This window comes from Rhodococcus sp. SMB37 (genome assembly GCF_004345605.1).
GTDB lineage: Bacteria > Actinomycetota > Actinomycetes > Mycobacteriales > Mycobacteriaceae > Rhodococcus.
The window spans coordinates 288,743-313,160 of the sequence record NZ_SLVY01000003.1 but is presented as its reverse complement, the minus strand read 5'-3'; the positions used below and the strand labels follow the sequence as shown (position 1 = coordinate 313,160).

Here is a 24,418-nt window from a genome sequence, read left to right as displayed (position 1 = left end):
TCATGGGCGCCAAGCTAGCACCCGATCGAAACACATGACAACAGGGCATGTTTCTCGATTGAGGGAATGAAGGGCTTGCTATTCCTACTTTCCTGATTGAGAATAAAGACAATCGTTCGAGTGGATTCGGGAAATTCGAATCAGCATGATCCAAAATGTGTGCACGCACCGCGTATTCCGGTTGCATAGTGGGGCCGCCCAGTGTATCTCGTCCACGAAAGGCCCATCATGTCCGTCGATTTCGCGACCCCGCGCAGCGAGACCTCCACCCCGACCGTCGTCAAGCTCGGATCCCGCATCGGCGCCCGGATCGATGGAGTCACGCTCGGCGGCGACCTCGACGCGGCCGCGGTCGCCGCGATCAAGCGGGCACTGCTGGACCACAAAGTGATCTTCTTCCACGGGCAGGATCATCTCGACGAGGACTCCCAGTTCGAATTCGCCGAGCTGCTCGGTATCCCCACCACTCCGCATCCCACCGTCAAGGGATATGGAGCGAAAACCCTCCCGATCGACGCAGAGTACGTCCGCGCCGACAGCTGGCACACCGACGTCACCTTCGTCGACCGCATTCCGAAGGCGGCGATTCTTCGCGCCGAGGTCTTGCCGTCCTACGGTGGTACGACGACCTGGGCCTCCACGGTCGCGGCCTATGCTGCGCTGCCCGAACCGCTGAAAGACCTGGTCTCGAACCTGTGGGCCGTCCACAGCAACGTCTACGACTACGCCGCTCACGCCGCCCAACGCGTCGACGGGCAGTTCGCCGAGTACCGCGAAGCCTTCGAATCCAGCTACTTCGAAACCATCCACCCTGTCGTTCGTGTCCACCCGGAAACCGGTGAGCGCGCACTGCTCCTCGGCCAATTCGTCAAGAGCTTCGTCGGCTTCGGCACCGTCGAATCGCAGAAACTGTACGAACTGCTGCAGACGCGCATCACCAAGCTGGAGAACACCGTCCGCTGGAATTGGGAACCCGGCGACGTCGCGATCTGGGACAACCGGGCCACCCAGCACTACGCGATCTCCGACTACGACGACCAGCCCCGTCGCCTCACCCGTATCACCCTTGCCGGCGACGTACCGGTGGCCATCAGCGGTGAGCAGAGCAAGATCGTGTCCGGCGATGCCTCGGACTACTCGCCCATCGACAACCCCGTGCGGGTCGACGCCTGATGACCATTCCACCGCACGCACGGGGCTACGAGGACTTCGGCGGCCGCATCGGCCGCACCATCGACGACTCGACTCCCGAATGGCCACCCACACCCACCGCCGCACCGGGATCCCCCAACATCGTGGTCGTCCTTATCGACGACATGGGATACAGCGACATCGGGCCGTTCGGCTCCGAGATCGACACCCCCAACCTCGATCGGCTCGCCGCCTCGGGTGTGCGGTTGACGAACTACCACACCACGCCGCTGTGCTCGCCGTCGCGCGCGGCGCTGCTGACCGGCGTCAACCCTCACCGGGCGGGATACGGCTTCGTGGCCAATGCCGACCCCGGCTTCCCCGGATTGCGGTTGGAGTTGTCCGACGACACCCAGACCCTGCCGGAAATCCTCCGGGCCGGTGGATACGCGACCTTCGCCCTCGGCAAGTGGCACCTGGTGCGCGACGCGAACCTCCGCCCCGGCGCGGGCCGCGACTCGTGGCCGACACAACGCGGATTCGACCGCTACTACGGGTCGCTCGAAGGGTTCAACTCGTTCTTCCACCCGAACCAGCTGACCTCGGACAACTCGGCGGTCGATATCGAGGAGTACCCGGACGACTACTACCTCACCGACGACCTCACCGACAAGGCTGTCTCCTACATCAAGGATCTGCGCGCCCACGACGCCGACAAGCCGTTCTTCCTCTACTTCGCGCACGTCGCGATGCACGGCCCGTTGCAGGCCAAGGAATCCGATATCGCCAAATACCGCGGCAAGTACGCGCAGGGGTGGGACGCGGTGAGGGCGGATCGCTTCGCCGGCCAGCTCGCGCAGGGACTGTTCCCCGAGGGAACCCAGCAGGTGCCACGCAATGTCGAGCCCGGATTCGATGTTCCCGAATGGGATTCACTGTCTCCCGATCAGCAGCGCCGTTTCGCCAAGTACATGGAGGTGTACGCGGCGATGGTCGACTCGGTCGACCAGTCCGTCGGCCGCATCCTCGACACCATCGAGTCGCTCGGCGAACTCGACAACACCATCGTCGTGTTCACCTCCGACAACGGCGGCACTGCGGAAGGTGGGCCGGAAGGTACCCGCAGTTACCTCGCGGAGTTCGCCCGCATCCCGGATCCCGACTGGGTCGGAGACGTGCCGCACAACGAGTCGCTGATCGGGTCGGCGCAGCTCGGCGTGCACTATCCGCGCGGGTGGGGGCAGGCGTCGAACACGCCCTTCCGGTTCTACAAGGGACAGTCTTTCGCCGGGGGAGTGCGGGTGCCGTTCGTCCTGTCGTGGCCCGACGGCCTGAGAAAAGAGAGCGGCGACAACGGGGTCCGCGACCAGTTCGCGTACGTCACCGACCTGGCTCCGACCCTGCTCTCTCTCGCCGGCGTGGAGGCGCCCACTCATCGGAAGGGGCTTCCGGTGAAGACCTTCGACGGGGTCGACGCGTCGCCGCTTCTCAGGGATCGGGCGGCGGAGAGTGCTCACACCGAGCAGTACACCGAGATGGTCGGCAACCGCGGCTTCTACCGCGACGGCTGGAAACTGCTGGCGCTGCATCCGGGAGCCGACGTCGACGCCCCGCAGTGGCAGTTGTTCGACGTGCGCACCGATCCGACCGAGATCCACAATGTCGCCGAGAAGTATCCGGACAAAGTCGCCGAGCTCTCAGCGGGCTGGGACGAGTCGGCGTGGGCGAATACCGTTTTCCCGCTGATCACCCCCACCGGTTTGGCCACCCGGCGACCGGCCGAGCAGGCGCTGGGACGCCCCGTCCGTATCCTCGCCGGGACGCCGACGCTCGAGCGCTATCGGTCGTCGAAGTTGATCGCATACCGGGACTTCGATATTCGAGTCGACCTTGACGGCTGGTCGACGGGCGACGAGGGCGTCCTGGTTGCCCACGGGGACCCGCAGGGTGGATATCTGCTGTATATCGAGGACGGTCACCTCGTGTTCGGGGTCAACAGCTTCGGCAGGTACGACTCGGTCGATGTCGGTCCGGTCCCCGCAGGTGCCCGGTCGATCGAGGTGTCGGCCGTCGTCGCGCCGCACCTGCGATGGAATTTCACCATCTCGGTCGACGGGACGGTTGTGGGCGAATTGCTCGACCAGGTGCAGTTGGTCGGCATGGCGCCGTGGACCGGAATCTCGGTCGGTGTGGACGCACGTGGCCCGGTGTCGTGGGATCTGCGTCGACGTCGCGGTCCGTTCCGGTACACAGGCGACCTGACGTCGGTGACCTACACACCCGGACCGGTCGGTGTCCCCGCAGCTGCCGTCCGCGAGATCGAGCGCGAAGCCGAGTACGCCGCCGACTGAGCGGCGTTCCTGAGCAGCTGAGAGGCTGCCTGCCGTGCCGAGCCCATCGCGGGAATTAACTGCACGCCGATTCTAATGCGTGAATTCGCCGGCCCGGCATGAGAGTGTCTATGTATGCGGGTGTGGCCGAGGTGGCAAGGCAGCGGTCTGCAAAACCGTCAACGCGGGTTCGACTCCCGCCATCCGCTCTGAGAGGGTTACTTCAGGAGGCCCAGTTCTCGCGCTCGCACGAGCGCCTCACTGATGCTGTGCACCGCGAGTTTGCTGTAGATGCTGCGCAGTTGCGTCTTGATGGTGTTGTACGAGACGAACAGGGTGTCTGCCAGGTCTTTACGCTCGACGCCACGATCGAGCTGAACGAGTACTGCGAGTTCGCGTGGGGTGAGTGCGATCTCGACCACCATGTCAGGAAACACGGAGTCGGGGATGCCATCGGGCACAGCGATGCCGGTGGCTGCGGCCAGTTCGTCTCGCGCCCGCGTCGGCACGGTGGCGAAGACCCTGCGGTTGCCGAAGGTCTCGGCCAGGGTGACGGCGCGTACCCACGCGCGCGTCGCGTTGTCGCTGTCGGTGTACAGCGTCGCGGCAGCCTCGATCAGCAACGCCTCGAGGTGTGCCCGCGGCCATCCGCAGCTGGGCCACGTGATCCGGCTGAGCGCCGCGCGTGCTTCGTCGGGATGGCCGGTGAGCAGTTCGACGCGGGCCGTTGCCACCATGATCAGCGGGTGGCCGGTGGTATCGGACTCGGCCAGCGTCCGAGCGCGGTTGCCGTTGCCCAGGGCCAGGTGCAGATCGATTTCGGTGGCGGTCAGGAGCACATCGGACAATGCTCCGGGCTGGTGCAGGCCGCGATGACCGTCGATGATGCGATGGAGCCACGCCACCCCGGTGTACGCATCGCCGGTGGACAATGCGTGTTGGGTATGGGCATACGCCACGAGCCCCCACAACTCTTCACCTGCAGGCGGCACGCCGAGCAGATCCAAGGTGGCCTTCGCCTGATCGTGGTCGATCCGGTCGAGGGCGACCAAGGTGCGTGCCACACGACCCCCGACGCGGATCATGTCGTCCCAGTACCCGACGCTGGTGTCGACCCGGGATTCTGCGGTGATCCATTCGTCCGCCCGCATCGGATCTCCGAGTATCGCCCAATTCGATGCGATGCTCCCGGCCGCGTTGAGGACCACAAAATCGAAGCCGGCCTTGAGTGCATCACGGTAAGAGAGTTCGAATTCCGAGGTGGCGGTGTGAAGATCGCCCGCCAGTTGCATACCGATGGCCCATTGCAGACGGATGGTGGGCAGTTGGGCGGTGACGTTGTGCGGTTGATGGGCCTGCATGGCGTCCACGAGAGGTATCAAGGTCGCTGCCCGGTCTCCCGCCTCACGCAGACTCCCCGCCATTCGCAATGCGATGGCCTGAACGAGGCCGACGTGCAGTATCTCGGCCGCATCCGGCCCCGCTCCGACCACGGCCAGCTCGTCCGGATCGGTCGGAATATCGACGTGCAGCATGGGGTGCCCGGCCAATGTGTTCAGGAACAGCGCCCGCCCTGCTGCGATTCCGGGGCGGCGGTCGGCGATCTCGTCGGGTATCACTCGCAGCAGATGCACCAGCATCTCGAAATCCTGCGCGACGAGGTCACTCCAGTGCTCGTCGATGAGGTGGACGGCGGTATCCCATTCGCTCCCATCGACGGCATAGGCGGCGGCGTCGGCGTAGTTGGCCGCCGCGAGGTTCTCCTCCGCCAGGCGGACGAGAGCGTGGTCGATGCTGTCGGGTCGTTCGCGTCGTGCGAGGTCGAGGATCCTGTCGCGCACTGCGGCCGGCCACACCCAGCTCCGGTGCACACCGTCGAATCGACCGAACATCAGACCTACAGAATCGAGGCGTTCGAGCAGCTCCTCGCACGACTCGAGCCCGGTCGTCTCGGAAGCCTCGACCACCGTGCAGTGACGCAGCACCGCCACCCCGAGCGCGCCCTCTCGTGCTGCGTCATCGAGGCCGGCGAGGCGCTGTTGGACATAGTCGTCGACCACTCGATCGACCGGCGGAACCAGACGTCTGTCGGCGTCGACGGGCGCGACCGGGGCGATACGCAGCATCGACACTGCCGTGGCCACCAACGGAGGGACCCCACTCAGCGCGTTGCGCAGGTCGGCGCACTTTTCCTCGCCCAGAGACAGGTCTTTTGCCCGGCACAATTCCACGGTGTCGGCGACGGTGAAACACAACTGCTCCGCACCGATCCAACGGCAGTCGATATCGCGGACCGCTGCCGCGTGCGATGGTTTGATCGTGCCGTGCAGCGTCACCACCGCGTTCGCGGACGGGCATCGTTCGAGTATGTCCCGCACGGCTTCGAGCACCATGGCCGCCCACGCCGACGGCACCCCTGCCACCACCAGCAATCGAGCACCGAGGTCGGAGAGGTTCCGGATCTGCTCGCCGCATCGCTCGGCCGCATCCGCCGTGGAGTGCTCTGCCGCTGCGGTGGCGTCGACCCAGGTCACGTCGCGACCCGAGGCGCCTCCGCGGTGCAGCCAACTCGCGACGAGCGAGCGCGTACCGAACCCGCGCGGTGCCTGCAGCACGGTCAGAGCGGGCTGCTGGTCCAGGAGTGCGAACAGGCGGGTGCGCGGTATGGCGTCGAGTACGGAACGGGAGAGGGGCACACCAGATCGGACACCGTCAGCAAAGGCCACCGGGGCAGAGTCCTTCCCTTGTTGCTCGAGGCGCCCCGTCGCCATGAATGATCACAATATGTCCGATACGTAACGAACGAGTGGGACGAATGACCGGAGATATGACCAACGCCACCTTCGTGCAGGCAGATCGTTGTTGCCGCCACCACGAACTCTCTGCCCCGAGGAGGGCGTCAGGGTATTCGCTCGGGCGACCGCTCTGTCCGCAGTCACGTCCTACCGGCAACGGGAAGGAGATGCGGTGATCTGACGGTGGGACCGGCGGTGGACATGTCGGTCACGACTCCTAAGGTGATCTTGCCCGTCTCTGTCGTCGGGTGTGCCGTGGAAGCGAGGTGAGTGGAGTGGTTGTGGAGTCGAGAGAGAACGATCCTGAGCTGAGGGATCGCGTGCAACGTCTGCTCACATTCTTGTCCGACCTCGTCAAAGCCCGCAGCGCGCCCGTCCGGGTGCTCGACCAACACCGTGGCGTGGTGTCTCTCGACGAGGGAAATCTCGACGTCGGACTCAGCGCCGATGCCGGAGCAGGCGACGTCGTCCTCCGCGCGCGGCGCGTTCACCTCGAAGACCCGCCGCGCCCTCCGGAGCAGATCGCGGCGTATGTGCATGGGGCGATCGACGACGCCACCGTCGAACCCACACTCGATCCGCAGGTTCCCGGCGGCTTCGATACCTGGCTCACCGAGTGGCGGGCGTGGGCGGCCGTCGACCGTCAGCGACGACCCGCGTCACAGCTCTACACGTTCCTGCAGCGCGCGGTGCTCGACCTCGAAGCCCAACCGGAATCGGTGGAGCTCGTCCTCGCGTCGGGGTTGCTGCAGCTCTCCGAGGCTGTGGCAGGCGAGGAGGTGCGCACGCACCTGATCACGCAGTCCACCCTCGTCGAGCGGCACCTCGAGTCCGGCGACCTACTCGTCCGGTTGAATCCCGATGCCGGCCCGTCACTCGAAGACATCGAGGTCCTCACCGGGCTGGAGGTGTTCGATTCGTCGAGCACCCGCAACCTGCACGAATCCCTCGTCACCCATGTCGCATCACCCGTCGACCCGGCGGCCCGAGTGTTCCTCAAGGAATGGGCCGACCGCGCCCTCACCGTGCGCGTCGACGTCGTCGACCGTGCAGAGGATGCACCGTCACCCGACATGATCCTGACGCCGTCACCCGCGCTGGTGCTGCGCAAACGCGGCGCCTATGCGCTCATCGAGTACTACAACCGCATGATCGAGGCCGCGTCCGACGAGTCGAACCCGGTGCCGCTCGGTCTCGCGCAGCTCGTCGAAGCGATCGAACCGACCGACCGTGTCGCATGGCTCGACCGCACCGGCACGTCGTCGGCCTTGCTCGCCGACGGCGATCCACTGTTCCCGCTGCCCGCGAACGAGGAGCAGCGCGACATCATCGACAGGCTCGCCGCCGACAGCGGTGTCGTGGTCGAAGGACCGCCCGGCACCGGCAAGACCCACAGCATCGCCAATCTCGTGTCGGCGCTGCTCGCGCGCGGCCAGCGCGTACTGGTGACCAGTGAGAAGGCGCAGGCTCTGCGCGTCCTCCGCGACAAACTCCCGCCCGAACTGCAGGATCTGTGTGTGTCGGTGACCGACGCGGCGCGCGGAGGATCTGCCGAACTCAACCACAGTGTCAGTGAGATCGCCACCCGCAAAGCACAATTCAACCAGCGTCGCACGGCGCAGCGCATCCGCGACCTCGCAACACAACGCACCGATGCAACGCGGCGTCGAGCGACGCTGACAGAACAGATCCGGAAGGCCCGCGCGGAAGAGACCGTCGTTCACCCCGAGGTCGTCGCCGGCTATCAGGGGACGCTCGCGTCGATCGTCCGGCAGGTCCGCGCACAGGAAACCCGATACGGGTGGCTGCCCGCGCCCCTTCTCACCGACGCGCCCCCGCTGAACACCGAGGAACTCCATACCCTGCTGTCGCTGCACCAGCGCTCGAGCGCCGAACGCGCGCGGCGCCGCCACCAGGTGTTTCCGGAACTGTCGCTTCCCGGCCAGGACGATGTGCAGTACGCGTGCAACGCGGTCGCGCAGGCGCCACGTGAAGTGACGGGCAGCGAAATGCCGGGACTGCTGAGGATCCTCGAGGGCGCGTCACCCGCCGCGCTCGATCACATCCGCGGCCTCTGCGAACATCTTCAGGGGGCTCTGCAGGACGCAGAACAACTCGACCCGCGATTCCAACGCGTGGCCGACGACGTCCTGTCGGGGAAGGCCCAGCACCTGTGGGGGAAGACCGCTGAGTTCGCGGGCCTCGTGCAGGCCGCGCAGGACGCCGACCGTTTCATCGGCGCCGGCAACGTGCACACGCCGGTGGTCGGCCGGCACGCGTTCGAGGCGTACGACGCGCTCGCCCACAAGCTGGATGCCGGGGATACGTGGCGCAGTGGCCTCTCCCGGTTCCGGAGAAGCGACGAACAACATGCGGTCGAGGCGCTCGGCGAACCCGCGACCGTCGACGGTGTCGCGGCTACTACCGCCCACACCGTGCGTGTCGTCGCCGAGCACCTCCGTGCCTTCGACGCAGTCCGGGTGGTGGGCATCGTTCTCCACGATCTCGGCGTCGACATCGCACCTGACGAGTCGCGCAGCCGTGCCGTCGGAACTCTGACGTTCGTCAACCGGGAGCGTGAGGTCATCGACAGCCTCGGCGCGCGGGTACGCGACGTCGAATTGGCGCTGCAGGAGGTCAACCCCGGTGCGCCTCGGATCGCGAACATCGAACAGGCACAGTCGGTCGCGGAGTCGGCGCGAGCCATCGCCGCGGCAGGCACTGCGGAAGCGAACAAGTCCTGGCTCGAAACCGTCGCCGTGTATGTGCGGGACGAGATCAGCGCGGGAGTCTCACCCGAAGGGCGCGCGCTGGTGCAGGCCTTCTACGACGCGGATTTCGATGCCATCAGCGCAGCGCTGGATGCGTGGGGTCATGCGATCGGCGAGCACCGTGAGGAGCTCGAACGTGTATCCCTGCACGCACGATTGACCGCCGCCGCGCCCGCACTCGCGCAGGCCATCGCCAAGAATCCGACCAGCCCCGAGTGGCCGGCCCGACTCACCCAGGTCGAAAACGCGTGGGCGTGGCGTCGCGCCGAGGAATGGGTGCGACGCAACCACGAGCGCCGCGACGACGGGCAGCTCGAACGCGACCTCGACGCCATCGAAGCCGACATCGCGCATCTCACCGCCCAGCTCGCGGCGGAGAAGGCGTGGAACGCGTGCCTCGACCGCACCACCGCCGAGCAGGTCCAAGCCCTCCATTCCTACCGCGACCATGTCGCGAGTATCGGCAAGGGCACCGGCCGGTACGCGGAGCGCTATCGTGCAGCGGCCCGAGGGGCCATGCAAGTCGCGCAGGGTGCAGTACCGGCGTGGGTGATGCCGCTGCAGCAGGTGTTGGCATCGATTCCGGCCGAACAGAATTCGTTCGACGTCGTCATCGTCGACGAAGCGAGCCAGGCCGACATCAGCAGCCTGTTCCTGCTGTGGCTTGCGCCGCGGGTGATCGTGGTGGGCGACGACAAGCAGTGCGCACCGAGTGAGATGTCGTTGGGTGCGCTCGACGGCGTCTTCAGTCGCCTCGACTCGTATCTGCCCGACATCCCGAAGTATCTGCGCGACAGCTTCACTCCGCGGTCCAGTGTGTTCTCGTTGCTGCGATCACGGTTCGGGAGCGTCATCCGGTTGCGGGAGCATTTCCGGTCGATGCCGGAGATCATCGCGTGGTCCAGCGACCAGTTCTATGCGGATGCACCGCTGGTTCCGGTGCGGCAGTTCGGATCCGACAGGTTGCCGCCGCTGCGCACCACCTACGTCGAGGGTGGTGTCGTCACCGGGCAGAACTCGTCGTTGACGAACTATGTCGAAGCCAGTGCCCTCGCCGACACTCTCGTGCAATGCCTCGATGACGCCGCCTATGACGGCAAGACGTTCGGTGTGGTGGTTCTGCAGGGGCAATCGCAGGTCGACGCCATCCAGAACGAACTGCTCGACAGGCTCACTCCGGATCAGTGGGAAGAACGCCGGCTCCGCGTGGGCACGCCCCCGGATTTCCAGGGCGACGAGCGGAACGTGGTGTTCCTGTCTATGGTCGTCGCGCCTGATCAGAACATCGCGGCGATGACGAGGACCGAATACCAGCGGCGATTCAACGTCGCTGCGTCGCGGGCGCAGGACCAGCTGTGGTTGTTCCATTCGCGGACGGCCGACACACTGCGGTCGTCGGACCTCAGGCATTCACTGCTCACCTACATGCAGTCGACGTCGCCGACACCTGCCGATCCGATGCCTGACGGCGCGACACGCGACGAGCGGCACGGAGCGTTCGGCAGTCTCTTCGAGCAGCAGGTGTTCCTCGACATCGTTGCTCGCGGCTATCACGTGAACCCGCAGGTCGAGGTAAACGGTCACTTCATCGACCTGGTGGTGACGGGTGCGGCAGGCAAACTGGCGGTCGCGTGCGACGGCGACCTTTGGCACACCAGCCCCGAGCAGCAGCGAGCCGACCTCGAACGTGAGCGCGAACTGCAGCGGAGCGGATGGAAATTCTGGCGGGTCCGCGAATCCGAGTACTACCTCGACCCGACCGCTGCAATGGCCGGCCTGTGGGGCGAGCTCGAACGGCGGGGAATCACACCCGACGTCGCGGATGCTGCAGTCGTGGTCGATGTGGGTTGGACGCCGGTCGAGTTGGTGGATGACGGCCCGCCGGTCGACGACGTTGTCGACATTGCGGAGCCGCCGGTGGCGCAGCCGGTCGCTGCAGAGGTCGTCGAGGCTGTGCCCGTGGCAGTTTCGGAGCCGGACCTCGAATCCGCGATCACCGAGATGATTCCTGTGATCACGGTGCCGGTCGCAGAGCCTGCCGGAGCCGCGGATTCGTCGTCGACTGCGTCGGCGCCGGTGAGCCTCGAGGACATGATCGTGAATGCGCTCGGGAACGGGACATACCCGGTGGTGGAGCTCGCAGGCCGGCTCGACATGGACTGGAAGGATGTGCTCGCGGCGCTGGAAGAACTCGTCGTCGCGGGGGTGGTTGACGAGATCTCGGTGCTGGGGGAGCGGAGGCAGTACCGCGTAGCGGGAGTTGTCGATCCGCATGCCGATGATGTTCGAGAGCAGAGCGGGATGCCGCGGCTTCGTTAGGGACAGGTTGCGAAGGTCTCATTTCTTCAAGACCGGGCAGGGAACTTCTTGACAACCTGTTGTGCATGAACCTTCAGTTGACAGACTCCCGCGTTGCCGTAAACCTGCAGTCCACCCCTTTGCATCTCGGTCTCGGATGCCGATCCCGACCGGTCGAGGGGTTCACGTTCGAACCTGCGACCCTCGATGCTTACGCGGCGGCGGTCGCCGACGACGGCAATGAGGGCCGGCTCGTCGTCCTCATCGACGAGCAGGGCCGCGGGAACCACTGGGAGCGGCACCCGGCGGGTGACGAGGTGATCGTGTGTGTCAGCGGCACGATCACCGTCATACGTGAGATCGGCGACGGGACCGAGCAGGTGACTCTCGGTCCGGGTGAGGCCACGGTCAACCCTGCCGGCGTATGGCATGCGGTCGACGCGGACGGCGACGCGCGGATCCTCACGATCACTCCCGGGCTCGGTACCGAGCACCGGATGCGGTGACCGTTGACGGCGCTAGTGAGCGAGCAGTTCGCTGCCGCGCCAGGCCGTTGGGGTGAGCCCTGTGAAGTCGCGCCAGTCCCGGACGAGGTGCGCTTGGTCGGCGAATCCGGTCGCTGCTGCGATTGTGGACCATGAGGGTGGGGTACCTGCCGTGGCGAGGACGTAGGCGTGCTCGAAGCGCAGAACACGTGCAGCTTCTTTGGGTGTCAGGCCGATCTCACTGTGGAACTGTCTGGTCAGGTGGCGTCGACTCCATCCGAGTTCGGCTGCCAACGATCCGATCTGGGCTGTGCCGCGGGAGCTCAACAGTCGCCGCCACGCCTCGCGGACCTCGGGCCGAATGGCAGCACGCGCCGCTGGGCTCATGTCGTGACCGCGGACGGCCGAAAGGAGAACGTCATCGAGGGCAGCGAACCGCTCACGCCACGAATGAGCTTTGCGGCTCCGATCGCTGAGCTCACGACCGAGTCCGCCGAGAATGTGGCCGACGTCGACCACGTCGTTCGCGAGGGCGGCCGCGGGCATCCCGTAGACGGCCCGGGCTCCCATCGGAGTCAGCGACACCTTGACGCCGTGCTGACGGCCCTCGTGTCTGATCGCGACGGCTTTCGAAGTCAGGCCACCAACAACGGCATCGAACCGCCCATCGCGAACCGTGCATCCCTCGGCCGGAACGACTCGGATCGGCTCGGACAGGGAGACGATCAGCGTGAGGTAGCGCCCCGGTGCGCCCCGGTGCGCCCCGATGAACGCCGGGTGGAAACCCCTGCTGTTCGAAACCGTCATACGACATTACATACCCGCGCAACGCCGGGGAAGGCTGCGCTGTCACCCGTGTCGCTGAACCCACAGTCACCCCATCAATCTACGCACGAGCGCCACGCGCGCTCACCGGAAGGACCAATCATGATCCGCCTGTCGGCAATTGGTGACAGCCTGACCCGAGCGCAGCTCAGCGCCGACTATCTCGCCCCGCTCTCCGCACTGATGCCCGGACGTGTGAGCACGGGCCGATTCGCGGCCAACGGCGACTTCGCATGGAATCTGCTGCAGCGGCTCGACGAGGTGGTTTCGACCCCGGCTGACCTGGTCACGGTCATGATCGGGACCAACGACGCCAGGGCGAGTCTGCCCGGATTCGCCCTCGATCGCTGGAAGAAGCGCAAGCAGCTGCCGACCGAGCCTTCGCCGGGCTGGTTCGAGGACTGTCTCGGCCGCGTGGTCGACAGGCTCCGGTCCGAGACCGATGCGGAGATCGGCCTGTCCTCCATTCCTGTGCTCGGACAGGACCTGGAAGCGTCGCCGGCAGAGGCGTCGGCGCGGTACAGCACGATGATCGCCGACCTGGCCGCCAGCCACGGGGTCGTCTACCTACCCGTCCATGAGCGGCAGGTCGCGGAGCTCGCGGCCGAGCGGCCCGCCGCCGTCCCATACCAGGAGATGACCGTGCCGGGGTTCTTCGCCATGCTCGCTGAGCGTCGGATCCTGGGCCGCAGCCTCGACACGATCTCCGATCGGAGAGGGCTCCTCCTCACCGTCGACCACGTCCACCAGAACAGCAAGGGCGCGGCCCTGATCGCCGAGACGCTCGAAGCCGGGCTGCTGCGCAGACATTGACCCTCAGCCGACTCCCTGACGCCTCACAGTTGCCGAACACTTTCCGTGGATCTTCGTCGAGTTCGAGGGTTTCGAGCGCCTGGCATACATTCTCGTCGGTGGCATAGGTCGTGAGGATCAGGATCCGCACAGGCTCCAGTCCTTCTGTTTCGATAACAGAGCCGCTGGAGGGCTTGTAGCGTGGAGGCGCCGTTTCACCTTCTGGCGCAGAATCGGTGGAGACGTAGACACTGCGGATTGAGTGTGCGTTTCGTAGGGTTGTGGCCTACGCGGTCGCAGGTGCTCGGTGGAGCTAGACCGGTTGTGTTATCCAGCCACACGATTTCCGGTGGCGGGCAAGAGCATCTGGGTCCGGGTGGTGCATCGGATTCTTGGGTAGTTCGAGCGAGGCTCCATCGTATTCGCCGTACTCGCTGTATTTCAGCCAAGGCGCCACCATGACGGTTAGTTCGTCACTGACAGCCCACAGCTGGAGGTCGAACAGTGTGTGGAGGTCAGCGCGCAGAAGGAGGCCGTTGGTGACGTGATTGCTGTGATCGCCGAACTATCGGTCGATATGCGCTGCTTCGAGAACGGAGTAGACAGAGGATCCAGTAACCGCGCAGCGGTTTCTGTAGGCGGCGAAGAGCGCTTTGCGGAACTTCTTCTGGCCTCGGCGCACCGTGATTTCTCGATGCGCGCGTGTACGTAAGTCCTCACCCTTCTCGTAGTTTGTGGGGGCATCGTGTTTCCCTTCCTCGAAGTTGGAGAGGTCGTCGAATGCAGAGTCGCTTTGAACGGAGAACAACGATCGAAGGTGGGCCTCGGCCTCGGAATCGGCGATCTCGTTGGCAGGCGCCTGTGCTGCGTAATTTCGCCCGTGTCGTTGTTGGATTTCTTTCCAGGTCGTTGTCTTGACAAGGCTCTCACTGACCGTTTCGAACTCGAATCGATGAGTATATTCCTCGTCATGTGCATCGACCCAGTGGGCGGGTGCTGACGTCGGTTCTAACTCGTAAAGACTTGTCGTTGAGCGTACTCGTGAAAGCAATCCCGTCTTGGCGAGCCAGAAGTAGATTTCGTATCCTGGCTCGATGCGGCTGAAGAATCCGGGATCTCGCACAGGTGCAGCTCGTGAAATTTGCGATGCTTGGCTTCTTCATCGTATATGTGTCCAGGGAGCGGTCCAGGAGGCGGAGGGTTCGGGCAGCATACGGCTCGGCAGGCCCGAGGTCGGAAGGATCGCCCCTCAGGGGGGATGCGAGCTGATCGGGCGATAAGGCTTAAAGCATGGTGGCCCTGCTCACTGAGTGCGGGCCACCTAGCTCATGGGCTGAGCCCATTCCTCCGCGAGGGCATTGAGCGCCACTTCTGACTCTTTGGTGGATTCTGGCGACAGTCCAAGTTGAATTCGGACTTGTGGTAGGTTCCTTTTCCAGTAGGAAATCCAGTCTTGACACGAGTTGCGGAGTAGTCCTCGCGGCCCTCGGTGCTTTGTGTGTTTTATTGTCGACATTTTCCCTATTATTGGCATCCGCCGTAGCCAGGACTTTGGTCTATTAGCCCAATTTGAAATTGACTGGTTTACTGCATGGATACGTTGGATCGCCCACAGCACCGTGAATAGATCTTTGATGCGCAATTTTCTGATGTCTGGTTCGTTCTCGACCCGGGTGTCGCCGCTGTGAATTATGCTACCGAGTTCATGTCTGGCGTCAGCGACCGTTGAACTTGATATCAGATCGAGTACGTTAATGACGCGTTCGAACTGAGCTCGTCGGGCGGTGGTCCAGCTGATCGTCGCTGAAACGGTGGCTGCGATGATGGCAGTAGCGATGGGAATAGCGAGTGATAGTTGCAAACTTCAACCCTAGCTAGATGAGAGTGGACTGTGACGATGTGATTGAAATGGACCTCTCGATCCAGCACAGAGTAGGGGGTCTCGTTCGGGCGACTGCGCACCAACAATGGCGACTGAACGGGCGCATGGAGTTTCGTGAGCTGTGTGCTCCACCGCGAAAGACGGTCGTGCACGTGTTGCCTCTCCGCTGCAGGTCCCCACGCCTGGTAATAGTGGCGTCGACACCTTCGAGGCTCAAGCTGCCACCACCCTGAGAGGTGCAGTGCTCTTCTCGGGGGTATGGAGCCTGCGGGATTGCCATGAGAGCGGCGAGAAGTGCGAATCTGCGCGCAATAGGCGCGTTCGGCGTGGGGCGGCGTACTCGTGTGTCGGCTGATCTGGCAAGCTGCCGCCCCACGTGATGGCGGGAAGGTTGCATCAGGTTCATTTGACAGAATCGGTATCGTTGTGTGAACGATTCAGGCGATGGTCAACAACACGGACTTCTTCCCACTCCACGTCACCACAAGCGCATCTCGCGCACGACTGGCAGCGACGTACAGTAGTGACCGCTCCCGCAGAAGTGCCTCGGCCTGTTCCTCTTCCGGGACGGACCGCAGCGTTGCGGCGGAGGGGACGTGCGCATTGTCTACACCGGCAAGGATGACGCGAGAGAACTCCATGCCCTTGGCACGATGCATAGTGAGGACCTGCACGTGTCCAGTGGTTGCAGGGCTGCTGTCCAGCGCGCGCGCTTCGATACCACGCTCGCCGAGTGCCCGAACGAACTGACTGCGATCGTTCTGTCCGCGAGTGAGGACGGCGATCGTGGACGGGTCGACCTTGTTCCCCTCGACATCGGGCTCGATCCAGCTGTGGATCAAAGATGCGACCTGGTCCAGTTCGTCTGCGGGATCCTTACACTCGACCAACTTGGGATCCGGACCCAACCGAGCAGACCTGTACTCTGTTGTGGACTCTTCGCCCTGTTCGAGATCCTTGTACTCTGCACCGGCGAGAACACTCACAGCGAAGTGCAGATTCTGGGCGGTCGTGCGGTAGTTCAGTGTCAGGCGCCGAGCACGTCCCACAATTTTGATCCCGAGTCGCCCGAGCACGACGGGCTGCCCGTAGATCCGCTGGTGGGAGTCTTCTGCGATGAACAGGTCGTTCGGGCCTTCTGTGACCAGACTGCGAAGGAGCGCCCAGTGCGTCGCGTGCAGATCTTGAGCTTCGTCGACCAGTACATGGTCAGCGATGAAGTCCTTGCCGGCTTCGACCCGCAACCGTAGTTGTTCGGCGGCGACCGCAAGGATCTCCGGGAAGCTCAGGCTGCCGTCCATGCGGCTCTGCCTTCTGAACGCCTCGACGAGTCTCCACACTGCGATGCGTTGTGGACGGGTGAGACGCACGCCGCGTCCCGGGCGCGCGACCTTTGCGTACTGTTCGAGCGTCGTCACCTTGTTGGCGAGAACCACGGCCACATACTCGTTCTCGAGGAATCCGGGTGTTGCGAGTTTCGGATCGAGCCCACTGCTGACCGACTGCGCGACGTCGCGCCACAGCTTGTCGGTGGAGGTTCTCTGGTGGGTGAGTTCTGTGCGGTATCCGAGTACAGCTTCGGCAGCGTCACCGATGTCGCCGGTCTGGTTGAGCACTGCGTAGCCGAGCGCGTCGATGCCGTCGACGTAGACCCCTGGTTCGCCGGGGTGGTCCGCAACGGGAATCTCGGGGTCGAGGGTCTTCAATGCAGCCTTGAGATCAGCAGCAAGGGTCTTGTTGTAGGTGGTGAGCACAATCCGCGCGGTCGGGTCTGCTTTCGCCATGCGACGAGCCCGATGGATCGCTACCACGGTCTTGCCGGTGCCGGCGCCACCGGACAGGCGGAAGGCACCGTTGAAGTTCTGCTCGACATACTTGCGCTGCTCCGGATGCAAGAACGTCCGCCACGCCGCGAAGTCGCCACCCTCGATGACGCGGCGAAGCTCCTCGTTGTCTTCGACGAACGTGAACTGCATCTTCGACGCGGGCCGTTCGAGCGCCTTCAGAATCTGCTCGTCTTCGTCGAGAGTGTCGTCGACGGGGCTGTCGGTGAAGCCGTGTTTCTCGCGGATCGAGTCGATGTGCAGGCCGGTGGCAAGGTCGAGTAGAGCACTGCCCTGCCATCCCACTGCATTCGCTGCGATGTCGAGAACGGCGTCCTCGTCGGGTGCGGCCAGTGCACGTTCGGCCAAGTCGAGTTCAAGGCCCAGTCGATCGGTGAGGTCCGAAAGACTGAACGTTGCACCGAGGTACGACTTCGGCTGCTCCTTCACAGCTCGGTTCAGTTCGCCTCGAGGATCGGGCACGACAGTTCGCTTCTTGCGGTCTTCTTCACCGTCGAGCTCACCGATGATGCCTTCGAGGACGCCGTTGATCGGATTGACACGCAGCTTTGAGCGTTCGGCAAGCTTGTTGGCTACGTCGTGCTTCCACGTGCCCATGTAGATGAAAGTCGGATCATCGCCGAGCTTGGAGTCGACCTTGAACAGGATCGCGCGAAAGTTCAGATCCACTCGTCCGGTACGAACGCGCGGGTCGATAGCGCCCTGGATCGGCTCGATGTGGAGACCAGGAGCGGTGTGATCGGCAGAGAGCTTCTCGATGAACGCCCACACCTTGTCGTTGGTGGACTTCTCGAGCTTCTTCATTGCCTTGGTATTCGATGCGATGACCAGGTTCGCCACTACGAGACTCCATTCCTCATCGCTGCCGCGATCTGTTCTGCATCGGGTGGGCATATCGTCCACCCCAATTCGGACATCGTACGAGTGACCTCGTCGTTCGGTTCGACCAGCACACCGATGCGGTGATCTCCCCACACGAAGTCCACCACATCACCGTCGTCGGTTTCGTAGCCCACCTCGGGTACGGGCACGCCGGCATCGGCGAGTGCGAGGACGAGTTGCTTCTCGACGTCGGAGACGGTGGAGTCGAACACTTCCTGCCATTCCGGGCTGAGTGTGGCCGATGTCGGCGCTTCGACGGGGGCACTGGAGTCGAGCTCCAACAGCTTCCGGGTGGTGATTCGATGGCTACCGCCGAGACCGAACCAGTTGGACAGTCGCAGCCATTCCTTCCACGCGCGACCGTCGAGCATTTCGATCTGATCGTCGTCATCGTCCACTACGACGACGGCATTCATCGCGCGGGTGTCGGTTCGCATGGTGGCGGTGACGGTCAGCGGGCCGTCGGCGTACGCCCAGCACATGTCGACACCGTCGCCGAACGTTGCCTTCCCACCGTCGAGAAGAACCAGCGCGGCGGCGGCGATGGTGTCGCCGTCCCCCTTGGCTCGGTTGCTGCCGTTGACGAACGCGAACGGCAACCAGCGACCGACCATTTCCCACGCCTCGCGGTCCGGGTCGCTGATGAACGCGAGCAGCATGGTGATCGGGTCCGCGGACAGCAGTTTCACGAGTGCCGGCCGGAGATTGCCGGCTTTCATCACATTCGCAGCGACCTGGTCTGTGAGCCACGCTGGCGTCACCGTTTCGTTTGCCTTGAACCGTTGCAGGTCCTCGTGTCCGAGGGACCAGACCAGGTGCCCACTGTCGCGTAAAATTGCTCGCTTGGCCGCGTCGTCGGCGACGCGATTGAGGTCGCCTGGCATCGCGTGGTACTTCCTGCCGTCTGCAAACAGCGCAATCCGCGGGATATCCGGATCCGGGGTGCTCAGCTCATAGTCCGGCTTTGAATTGGCCATATGCACCTGCGGTGTGAGCTTCCACGTGCGGATCTTCTTGCCGGGGAGCACAATCGACGCAGACGGTCCGTAGGTGCCGGGGGATTCCTTCACGGTCGCGCCGATGGAGCGCAACCGCTCCACGAACGCGGCGTAGAACTCCTTCTCCAGCGGCGATTCCTCGCTACCAACCGGCTGCGAGGGCGCTTCCTCGGTGACCGCCGCAAGCCACGCTTGCTGGTCCGGTTCTGTGTCATTGTCGACGCCGAGGATCTGCTCGAGCACCCGCACCGCGACCTTCCGCGACACCCGGTCGAGTTCGTGCGGTGGCGAGAACGGCAGCAGGCACTTGTGGCATGCCAACCGATCGTGGTCGGCACAGTCGCAGGTCTTCACCACGGTGCGCGCGGCATCGAGCACCGCCCAGACCTTCGCTGGGTCGGCGAACTCTGCGAGGTAGCCGGTACCACCGGGCACGGTGTCGTGGATGAGTAGAGCCCGCTGCGTCGGTGCGTAGAGGGCGTCGGTGATGGTGACGACGTCGAGGTGTTCGGGCGACCCGCCGATCACCTGTCGAAGACCCAACAGGATCGCCGCGCTGAGGCTGGGATGCGCGAACATGTCGTACTCGAGCGACCGGGGCAGGTGCAACAGCACACCCTGAGTGCGCAGCGTCCGTGCGAGCGCGATCTCCCGGACGTGTTCGGTGGCGGCGTTGCGGTGCCGGCACCAACTGCGGTGTTCGTACCGGGAATTGCGACCCACCGCTTTGTCGAGCTGTCCGCACGACGAGCACACCCGGAACAGTCCGGTGGTGGATTCCTGCCCGGCGATGTGGCGGGTGCGTCCCTGTGACGTCCGTCGTCCCATGTTCAGCCAACGAACATCTATGCGGCGCAGGTATTCCGCGCCGAATTCGTGGTCTTCCACGAACCACGCGCGGTCCACGTTGACGGGGTCGATGTCGGCGGCGGTGACGACGGTGAACGATTCCTTGTGCCGCTCGTCGCGGGCGTCGTTGATGGAGGCTTCGTCGCGGCGGACCTCCGCGGACACACGAGCCATCTCGACTACCTGCAGTTGCTGGCTGACGTCGGCGATGGCCCCGGTCCCGCACCGCGGGCACGAATGCACGATCGGGGGTTCCTCCCCGGCGAGGGTGATGCCCGCCCACCCACACTGCGGGCACAGCCGCCAGGTGTGGATGTTGGATTCGCCGGCTCCGAGGTCGACGGCGTCGATGCGCGCGGCCAGGCCCTGCGCGTAGAAGGTGGCCCCGGGTGCGAGTTCAGTGAGGGCAACGCGCGAGCCGCGCTGATAGCTGGTGGCCTCGCCCATGTACTGGTTGGTGTCCGGGTCGATCCACGTGACGCCGACGTCGAGGGTGACCGAGTCGTCGAGCAACGTGTAGTTGGGGAGCACGCCGTAGCGTTCGAGGACACTGATCCAGTAGTCGTCGGTGAGGTCGTGGATCTGGCCGCCGAGCAGCCGCAGCGATCCCTTGGCGGTACGCAGATCGCGCAGGTCGTCGTCGGTGGCGGCGGGGGAGGCCGCACGGCGCTCGAACTCCGGCATCTCGGCTTCGACAGCGGCGCGGCGAGCCGTGAGTTCGGTGAGGTCCCGATTCCAGCGGTGCACGGCCTCCTGCAAATCGGTGACCAGTCGGCTAGGCATTCCGTCGTCGCCGGGGGTGGCCCAGGCACGCAACGAGTCTCGAGTGGTGTCATCGAGGACATCGTTGAACTGGGCGAGGAAGCCGTCGACCAGCTGATTGGCGTCGGTGTCGACCGCGGTGAGCAGGCCAGCCATCCAGCTGTCCGGGTCGAAGCTGCCGAGGACGGCACGGGCACCGCGCGGGGCGACCGTGTTGGGGTCGCGGGCGAGACGGTCGATGACGTGCGCGACGTACTGGCGTTGCAGGATCTCCTCGGCAGTGAGGAAGGTCGCGGGTGGGCGGACGTCGCCCTGGATTACAGATGTCGGGTCGTACAACTTCGGCAGGTGTTCGCCGCGGCCACGGACGAAGGCGAGGATCAGCGAGTTGCCGGTCAGGCGTCCGGCACGGCCGACACGCTGCAGATAAGACGAGACGGTGCGGGGAAGCGAGCCGAGCATCACCGTGGACAGGTCGCCGATGTCGATACCCATTTCGAGGGTCGGAGTGGCGACAAGGACGTTGGGGGCCTGCGGGTCTGCGCCGCCGCGTTTGAATGCGGTCTCGTACCCGAGGCGGGTCGCGGTGGGCAGCAGTGACGTGTGCTCACGTGCGACGACACGCTTCATTTCGGAGCTGTCGTAGAGCCTGCGATAGAAGTTCTGTGCCTTGGGCGAGCGGGCGAGCGTACCGGGGCAGCGGACGAGCAGACACGGCGCGCCGTCGAGTTCGTCGACGGCCGTGGCGGAACCCGGGGTCGGGGTTTGGCACACGCTGCACACGAGTAGGTGCCGACCGGCGGCGAGATCCTCGTCCGAAGGAGCAGAGACTGTAACCGCGGTTGGTGGCAGCCCGTAGGCGGTGAGCCCGCTTTCGGTGAGAACCGCAGTGAGTACCCGTTGTTCAGCGAGGACAGAGAACAGCGACCGGGCGAGGAAGCTGCCGTCGAACGGCGAGACCCCGAGACATTGCGACGCCCAGCGTGCGTACCAGGAGGACACAGCGGTGATTGCGTCGAATCCTTCGGGTACAGTGCGTGATCCGATGGCAGGGAAGGCTGGGGCAGGGCGACCCTTCGGGAACGCCGGCATGCCCTCACCTTTGGGGCGGGCGCCCCACACCCAGCGGCGGTTGGCGTCCTTCTCGATGTACTTAAGTAGCCACGAGTGCCGGATGGCACCGCGGGTGCGGACGCGTTCGACGGTGCCGCGAACCCAGCGGGCGATTGCTGCGTTGTCCGGGGGCGTGAGGGAGAGCTGATGCTCAGTGGCGTTGAGGGCGGCACGGCCAAGCCGGACTGGGCGTTCCGGGCCGCCGAGGTCGACCTCGGCGACGGCACTTCCGGTGAGCTCGAGGGTACGGCCGAGCCTCGACTGGAGTCCGAATTCCAGGTCGATGTCGAACTCGAGGCGCTTCTCCACCTTCTTGGTGGCGCCCTTGCGCGCCTTCGTAGGGGCGTCGGATCTCCAGAACGGGGTGAACTCGTCGTGGTCGACGATGTCGGGGGCGAGTAGGTGGTAGCGGCGGGCCGGGTCTTCGCCGGTGCGTGCGATGACGGCGTCGCGCAGCTCAGGCAAGGTCAACGCTGTGTTGCCGAGGGCGCTCCGCAGCGTCGAACGCAAGCTGAGGGTATGCGAGCGGGCCTGCACGAAACCGGCGCGGTGCGCGGCGTCCTGCACGCTGTCGGTGAACATCAACGCCTTCTTTTCGTCGACGTCGAGTGTGGCGTCTCCGAACAGGTTGGACAGAGTCACCGACAGCTGAGTGGCGACGGCGCTACCGAGGAAGCGGATTCCGTCGGCGGCACCGCACGCCGGGCACATGTCGTTCTTCGATTCCTCTTCGGCGTTCGCGCCGGTGAGGACGAGTACCGGCAGCACCTTGCCTTCGAGGTGTTCGGTGCTGTCTGAGTCGGGTGCGGTGTCGGAGATTTCGCGGTCGTCGATGCGGAACCAGCGAAGCCCCTCGATGGAGGAGTCGGGTTGTGCGGCGTCGATGAGTGCTTCAGCGGGCGCGGAGATCAGCGCGCGGAAGCGCGAGGTACCGGCGGCGTGATCGGCACGAATGGCGTCGTCAGTGACGTCGAGGGTGTGACCGGTCGGAGCGAGGCGGGCACCCCACCCGGAGCGACCGCAGTGTCGACAGAACACCGCCGGCAGGTGCATGACGTCGCCGTCTTCGTGAACGCCATCGTCGGACCAACGGTACGACGTTCCCGTGGCGACAGCTCGGTCGATGCGGGACAGTTCCCGAATCCACAGGTGCACATCGACGTTCAACGCGGACCGTCCGACTTCGGCGCGGATGTGGGAGAGCGCAGCGAACAGGTAGTCCAGGAATCGTTGTTGTTCGGCGCGAACGCGGCGGGTGTCGCGCTCGGAGGTGGGGGCGTCGAAGAGCGCGAAGGTGAGGTCGGCAAGGGAGGCCGCGTCGACGGCGTGGTCGAGCAACCGGTGCATCAGAGGGTGCGCCTTGAGCAGGTGCAGTTGCTCGGCAGCGTCGAGGTGGCGTAGCTCGGTGGGGGAGAGCCCGCGATTGGTGTCGAGGTCGTAGGTGCGCTCGAACAGCTTTGCCAGCACGGCGGACGTGAGTGCAGCGTTCCCGAGAGTCCTGGCCGTGGCATCGAGATCCGAGACCGCGTCGGTGATCGACGGCGTGATCGGACGATACAGTCGATCGAGCGTGGTGTCGCGGTCGGCGAGCCACTCCGACCTATTCAACCGGGTCTCGCCGATGACAGCATCTGCGTCGAAGCTTTCACCGAAGACGGTGTGTGCGAATTCGAGCATCGCGGTGGGTTCGGCTTTGGACCCGAGGGTGGCAGAGGTGGCGACGGGCGTGATGCGGCCGAGCGGGCGGGCGCGGTCGGCCTCGGTGACAGGGGAGGCGTCGGTCCAGTGGGATTTGACGGTGAGACCGAGGCGGCGAAGCAGCATGGCGACGTCGGTGCCTTGGGCGCCGTCGTAGGTGTGGAATTCGTCGAGGACCACGTACTGCAGCGAATCCGCGGAGAGACGCCAGATGTCGGCGCGGTCGGGATGCAGCAGAAGATGGTCGAGCATCTTGTAGTTGGTGAGCAGGATGTCGGGTGGAGCGGAGTGCATCAGAGAGCGGTCGGTGATGAGCCCCTCTTCGCTGACCTTGGTGCGTCCACCGGTGGATTGTTCGCCGGTGTAGAGGCCGGCGGAAACCCCGGACAGTTCGGGGTGCTCGGTGATGAGACGCGCGAGGCGTTCGGCTTGGTCGTTGGCGAGCGCATTCATCGGGTAGAGGACGAGTGCCTTCATTCCGGTGACGCCGGCGGCTTTGGCGCGCAGGACGTGGTCAAGGATCGGGTAAAGGAATGCCTCGGTCTTGCCGGACCCGGTGCCGGTGGTGACGAGCGTCGGCTGCGGACGGTCGTGGAACTTGGTGGACAGGCGCTCGAACGCGGCGGACTGGTGGCCGTAGGGGGCGAATCCTCTTGGCCACCAGTCCAGGTGCATACCCCAGTTACCGCCGGCTGATGCGAACGGTAAGCGCAGACGAACGTAGGGTCCCTTGAACATGCCGGTGTTGGGGTGACCGACGAAGTCGGACAGGGCACCCTGGGCATCAGGGTCGGTGAGGGCAAATGTCGTTGCGAGGTAGTCGGTCAGGCCGTCGTGCAGACGGTTGGCCTGCAGTGTGGGTAGCAGCGTCCCCATTACTTCCTCCTTGCTGAACTTCGCCGACGGGCTGGCGGCAGCATACGCGGTCGAATGCCCCTAATTGCCGTCGAATGCCCCTCATTG

The 24,418-nt window shown here is 64.7% G+C and carries 10 protein-coding genes and 1 tRNA gene; 6 read left to right on the top strand and 5 right to left on the bottom strand.

Annotated elements, in window-relative coordinates:
* The first annotated feature begins 228 nt into the window (after positions 1-228).
* The 3 genes from EV641_RS07125 (at position 229) to EV641_RS07115 (ending at position 3,670) form a co-directional block, all read left to right on the top strand.
* Positions 229-1,173 carry a TauD/TfdA family dioxygenase gene (locus EV641_RS07125; RefSeq protein ID WP_054716435.1) on the top strand — a complete coding sequence of 315 codons (945 nt, stop codon included), beginning with the start codon at positions 229-231 and terminating at the stop codon, positions 1,171-1,173.
* Entirely contained in the window at positions 1,173-3,482 is a 2,310-nt protein-coding gene (locus tag EV641_RS07120; protein WP_132471281.1) for an arylsulfatase, read from the top strand. Before EV641_RS07125 ends, EV641_RS07120 begins: the two co-directional genes overlap by 1 nt.
* Before the next feature lie 116 nt (positions 3,483-3,598).
* Positions 3,599-3,670 (top strand) — tRNA-Cys (locus EV641_RS07115).
* Positions 3,671-3,679: 9 nt separating this feature from the next.
* On the opposite strand, the gene EV641_RS07110 is transcribed toward EV641_RS07115, so the two are convergent.
* Positions 3,680-6,232: a LuxR C-terminal-related transcriptional regulator gene (locus EV641_RS07110; protein WP_132471280.1), complete on the bottom strand. Its 2,553-nt coding sequence runs from the start codon at positions 6,230-6,232 to the stop codon at positions 3,680-3,682.
* A gap of 290 nt (positions 6,233-6,522) precedes the next feature.
* On the opposite strand from EV641_RS07110, the gene EV641_RS07105 reads away from it, so the two are divergent.
* Together EV641_RS07105 and EV641_RS07100 are read left to right on the top strand one after the other, a co-directional pair.
* Complete coding sequence (locus EV641_RS07105; protein WP_347238221.1) at positions 6,523-11,346, top strand: AAA domain-containing protein; 4,824 nt, start codon at positions 6,523-6,525, stop codon at positions 11,344-11,346.
* Positions 11,347-11,411: 65 nt separating this feature from the next.
* Entirely contained in the window at positions 11,412-11,831 is a 420-nt protein-coding gene (locus EV641_RS07100; RefSeq protein ID WP_132471279.1) for a cupin domain-containing protein, read from the top strand.
* A gap of 12 nt (positions 11,832-11,843) precedes the next feature.
* Here EV641_RS07100 and EV641_RS07095 read toward each other — a convergent pair whose 3' ends face one another.
* Complete coding sequence (locus EV641_RS07095) at positions 11,844-12,617, bottom strand: helix-turn-helix domain-containing protein (protein ID WP_199233169.1); 774 nt, start codon at positions 12,615-12,617, stop codon at positions 11,844-11,846.
* A gap of 120 nt (positions 12,618-12,737) precedes the next feature.
* Between EV641_RS07095 and EV641_RS07090 the strand changes: the two genes are divergently transcribed.
* On the top strand, positions 12,738-13,448 hold the full coding sequence (locus tag EV641_RS07090; RefSeq protein WP_199233168.1) for an SGNH/GDSL hydrolase family protein: 711 nt from the start codon (positions 12,738-12,740) through the stop codon (positions 13,446-13,448).
* 544 nt (positions 13,449-13,992) lie between these two features.
* Here EV641_RS07090 and EV641_RS07080 read toward each other — a convergent pair.
* The 3 genes from EV641_RS07080 to EV641_RS07070 form a co-directional block, all read right to left on the bottom strand.
* A complete protein-coding gene (locus tag EV641_RS07080) occupies positions 13,993-14,550 on the bottom strand; it encodes a hypothetical protein (RefSeq protein ID WP_132471278.1) in 558 nt (185 codons plus the stop codon).
* 1,196 nt (positions 14,551-15,746) lie between these two features.
* Positions 15,747-17,993, bottom strand: coding sequence for a 3'-5' exonuclease (locus EV641_RS07075; RefSeq protein WP_132471277.1), 2,247 nt, complete (start codon positions 17,991-17,993; stop codon positions 15,747-15,749).
* A complete protein-coding gene (locus tag EV641_RS07070) occupies positions 17,993-24,331 on the bottom strand; it encodes a DEAD/DEAH box helicase (RefSeq protein WP_132471276.1) in 6,339 nt (2,112 codons plus the stop codon). The genes EV641_RS07075 and EV641_RS07070 overlap by 1 nt, the downstream gene beginning before the upstream one ends.
* Between the last annotated feature and the right edge of the window lie 87 nt (positions 24,332-24,418).

Coding starts and splice junctions, on each gene's coding strand:
- EV641_RS07110 (WP_132471280.1), bottom strand. CDS start 6,232: ATGGCGACGGGGCGCCTCGAGCAACAAGGGAAGGACTCTGCCCCGGTG.
- EV641_RS07100 (WP_132471279.1), top strand. CDS start 11,412: ATGAACCTTCAGTTGACAGACTCCCGCGTTGCCGTAAACCTGCAGTCC.
- EV641_RS07090 (WP_199233168.1), top strand. CDS start 12,738: ATGATCCGCCTGTCGGCAATTGGTGACAGCCTGACCCGAGCGCAGCTC.
- EV641_RS07125 (WP_054716435.1), top strand. CDS start 229: ATGTCCGTCGATTTCGCGACCCCGCGCAGCGAGACCTCCACCCCGACC.
- EV641_RS07120 (WP_132471281.1), top strand. CDS start 1,173: ATGACCATTCCACCGCACGCACGGGGCTACGAGGACTTCGGCGGCCGC.
- EV641_RS07095 (WP_199233169.1), bottom strand. CDS start 12,617: ATGACGGTTTCGAACAGCAGGGGTTTCCACCCGGCGTTCATCGGGGCG.
- EV641_RS07070 (WP_132471276.1), bottom strand. CDS start 24,331: ATGGGGACGCTGCTACCCACACTGCAGGCCAACCGTCTGCACGACGGC.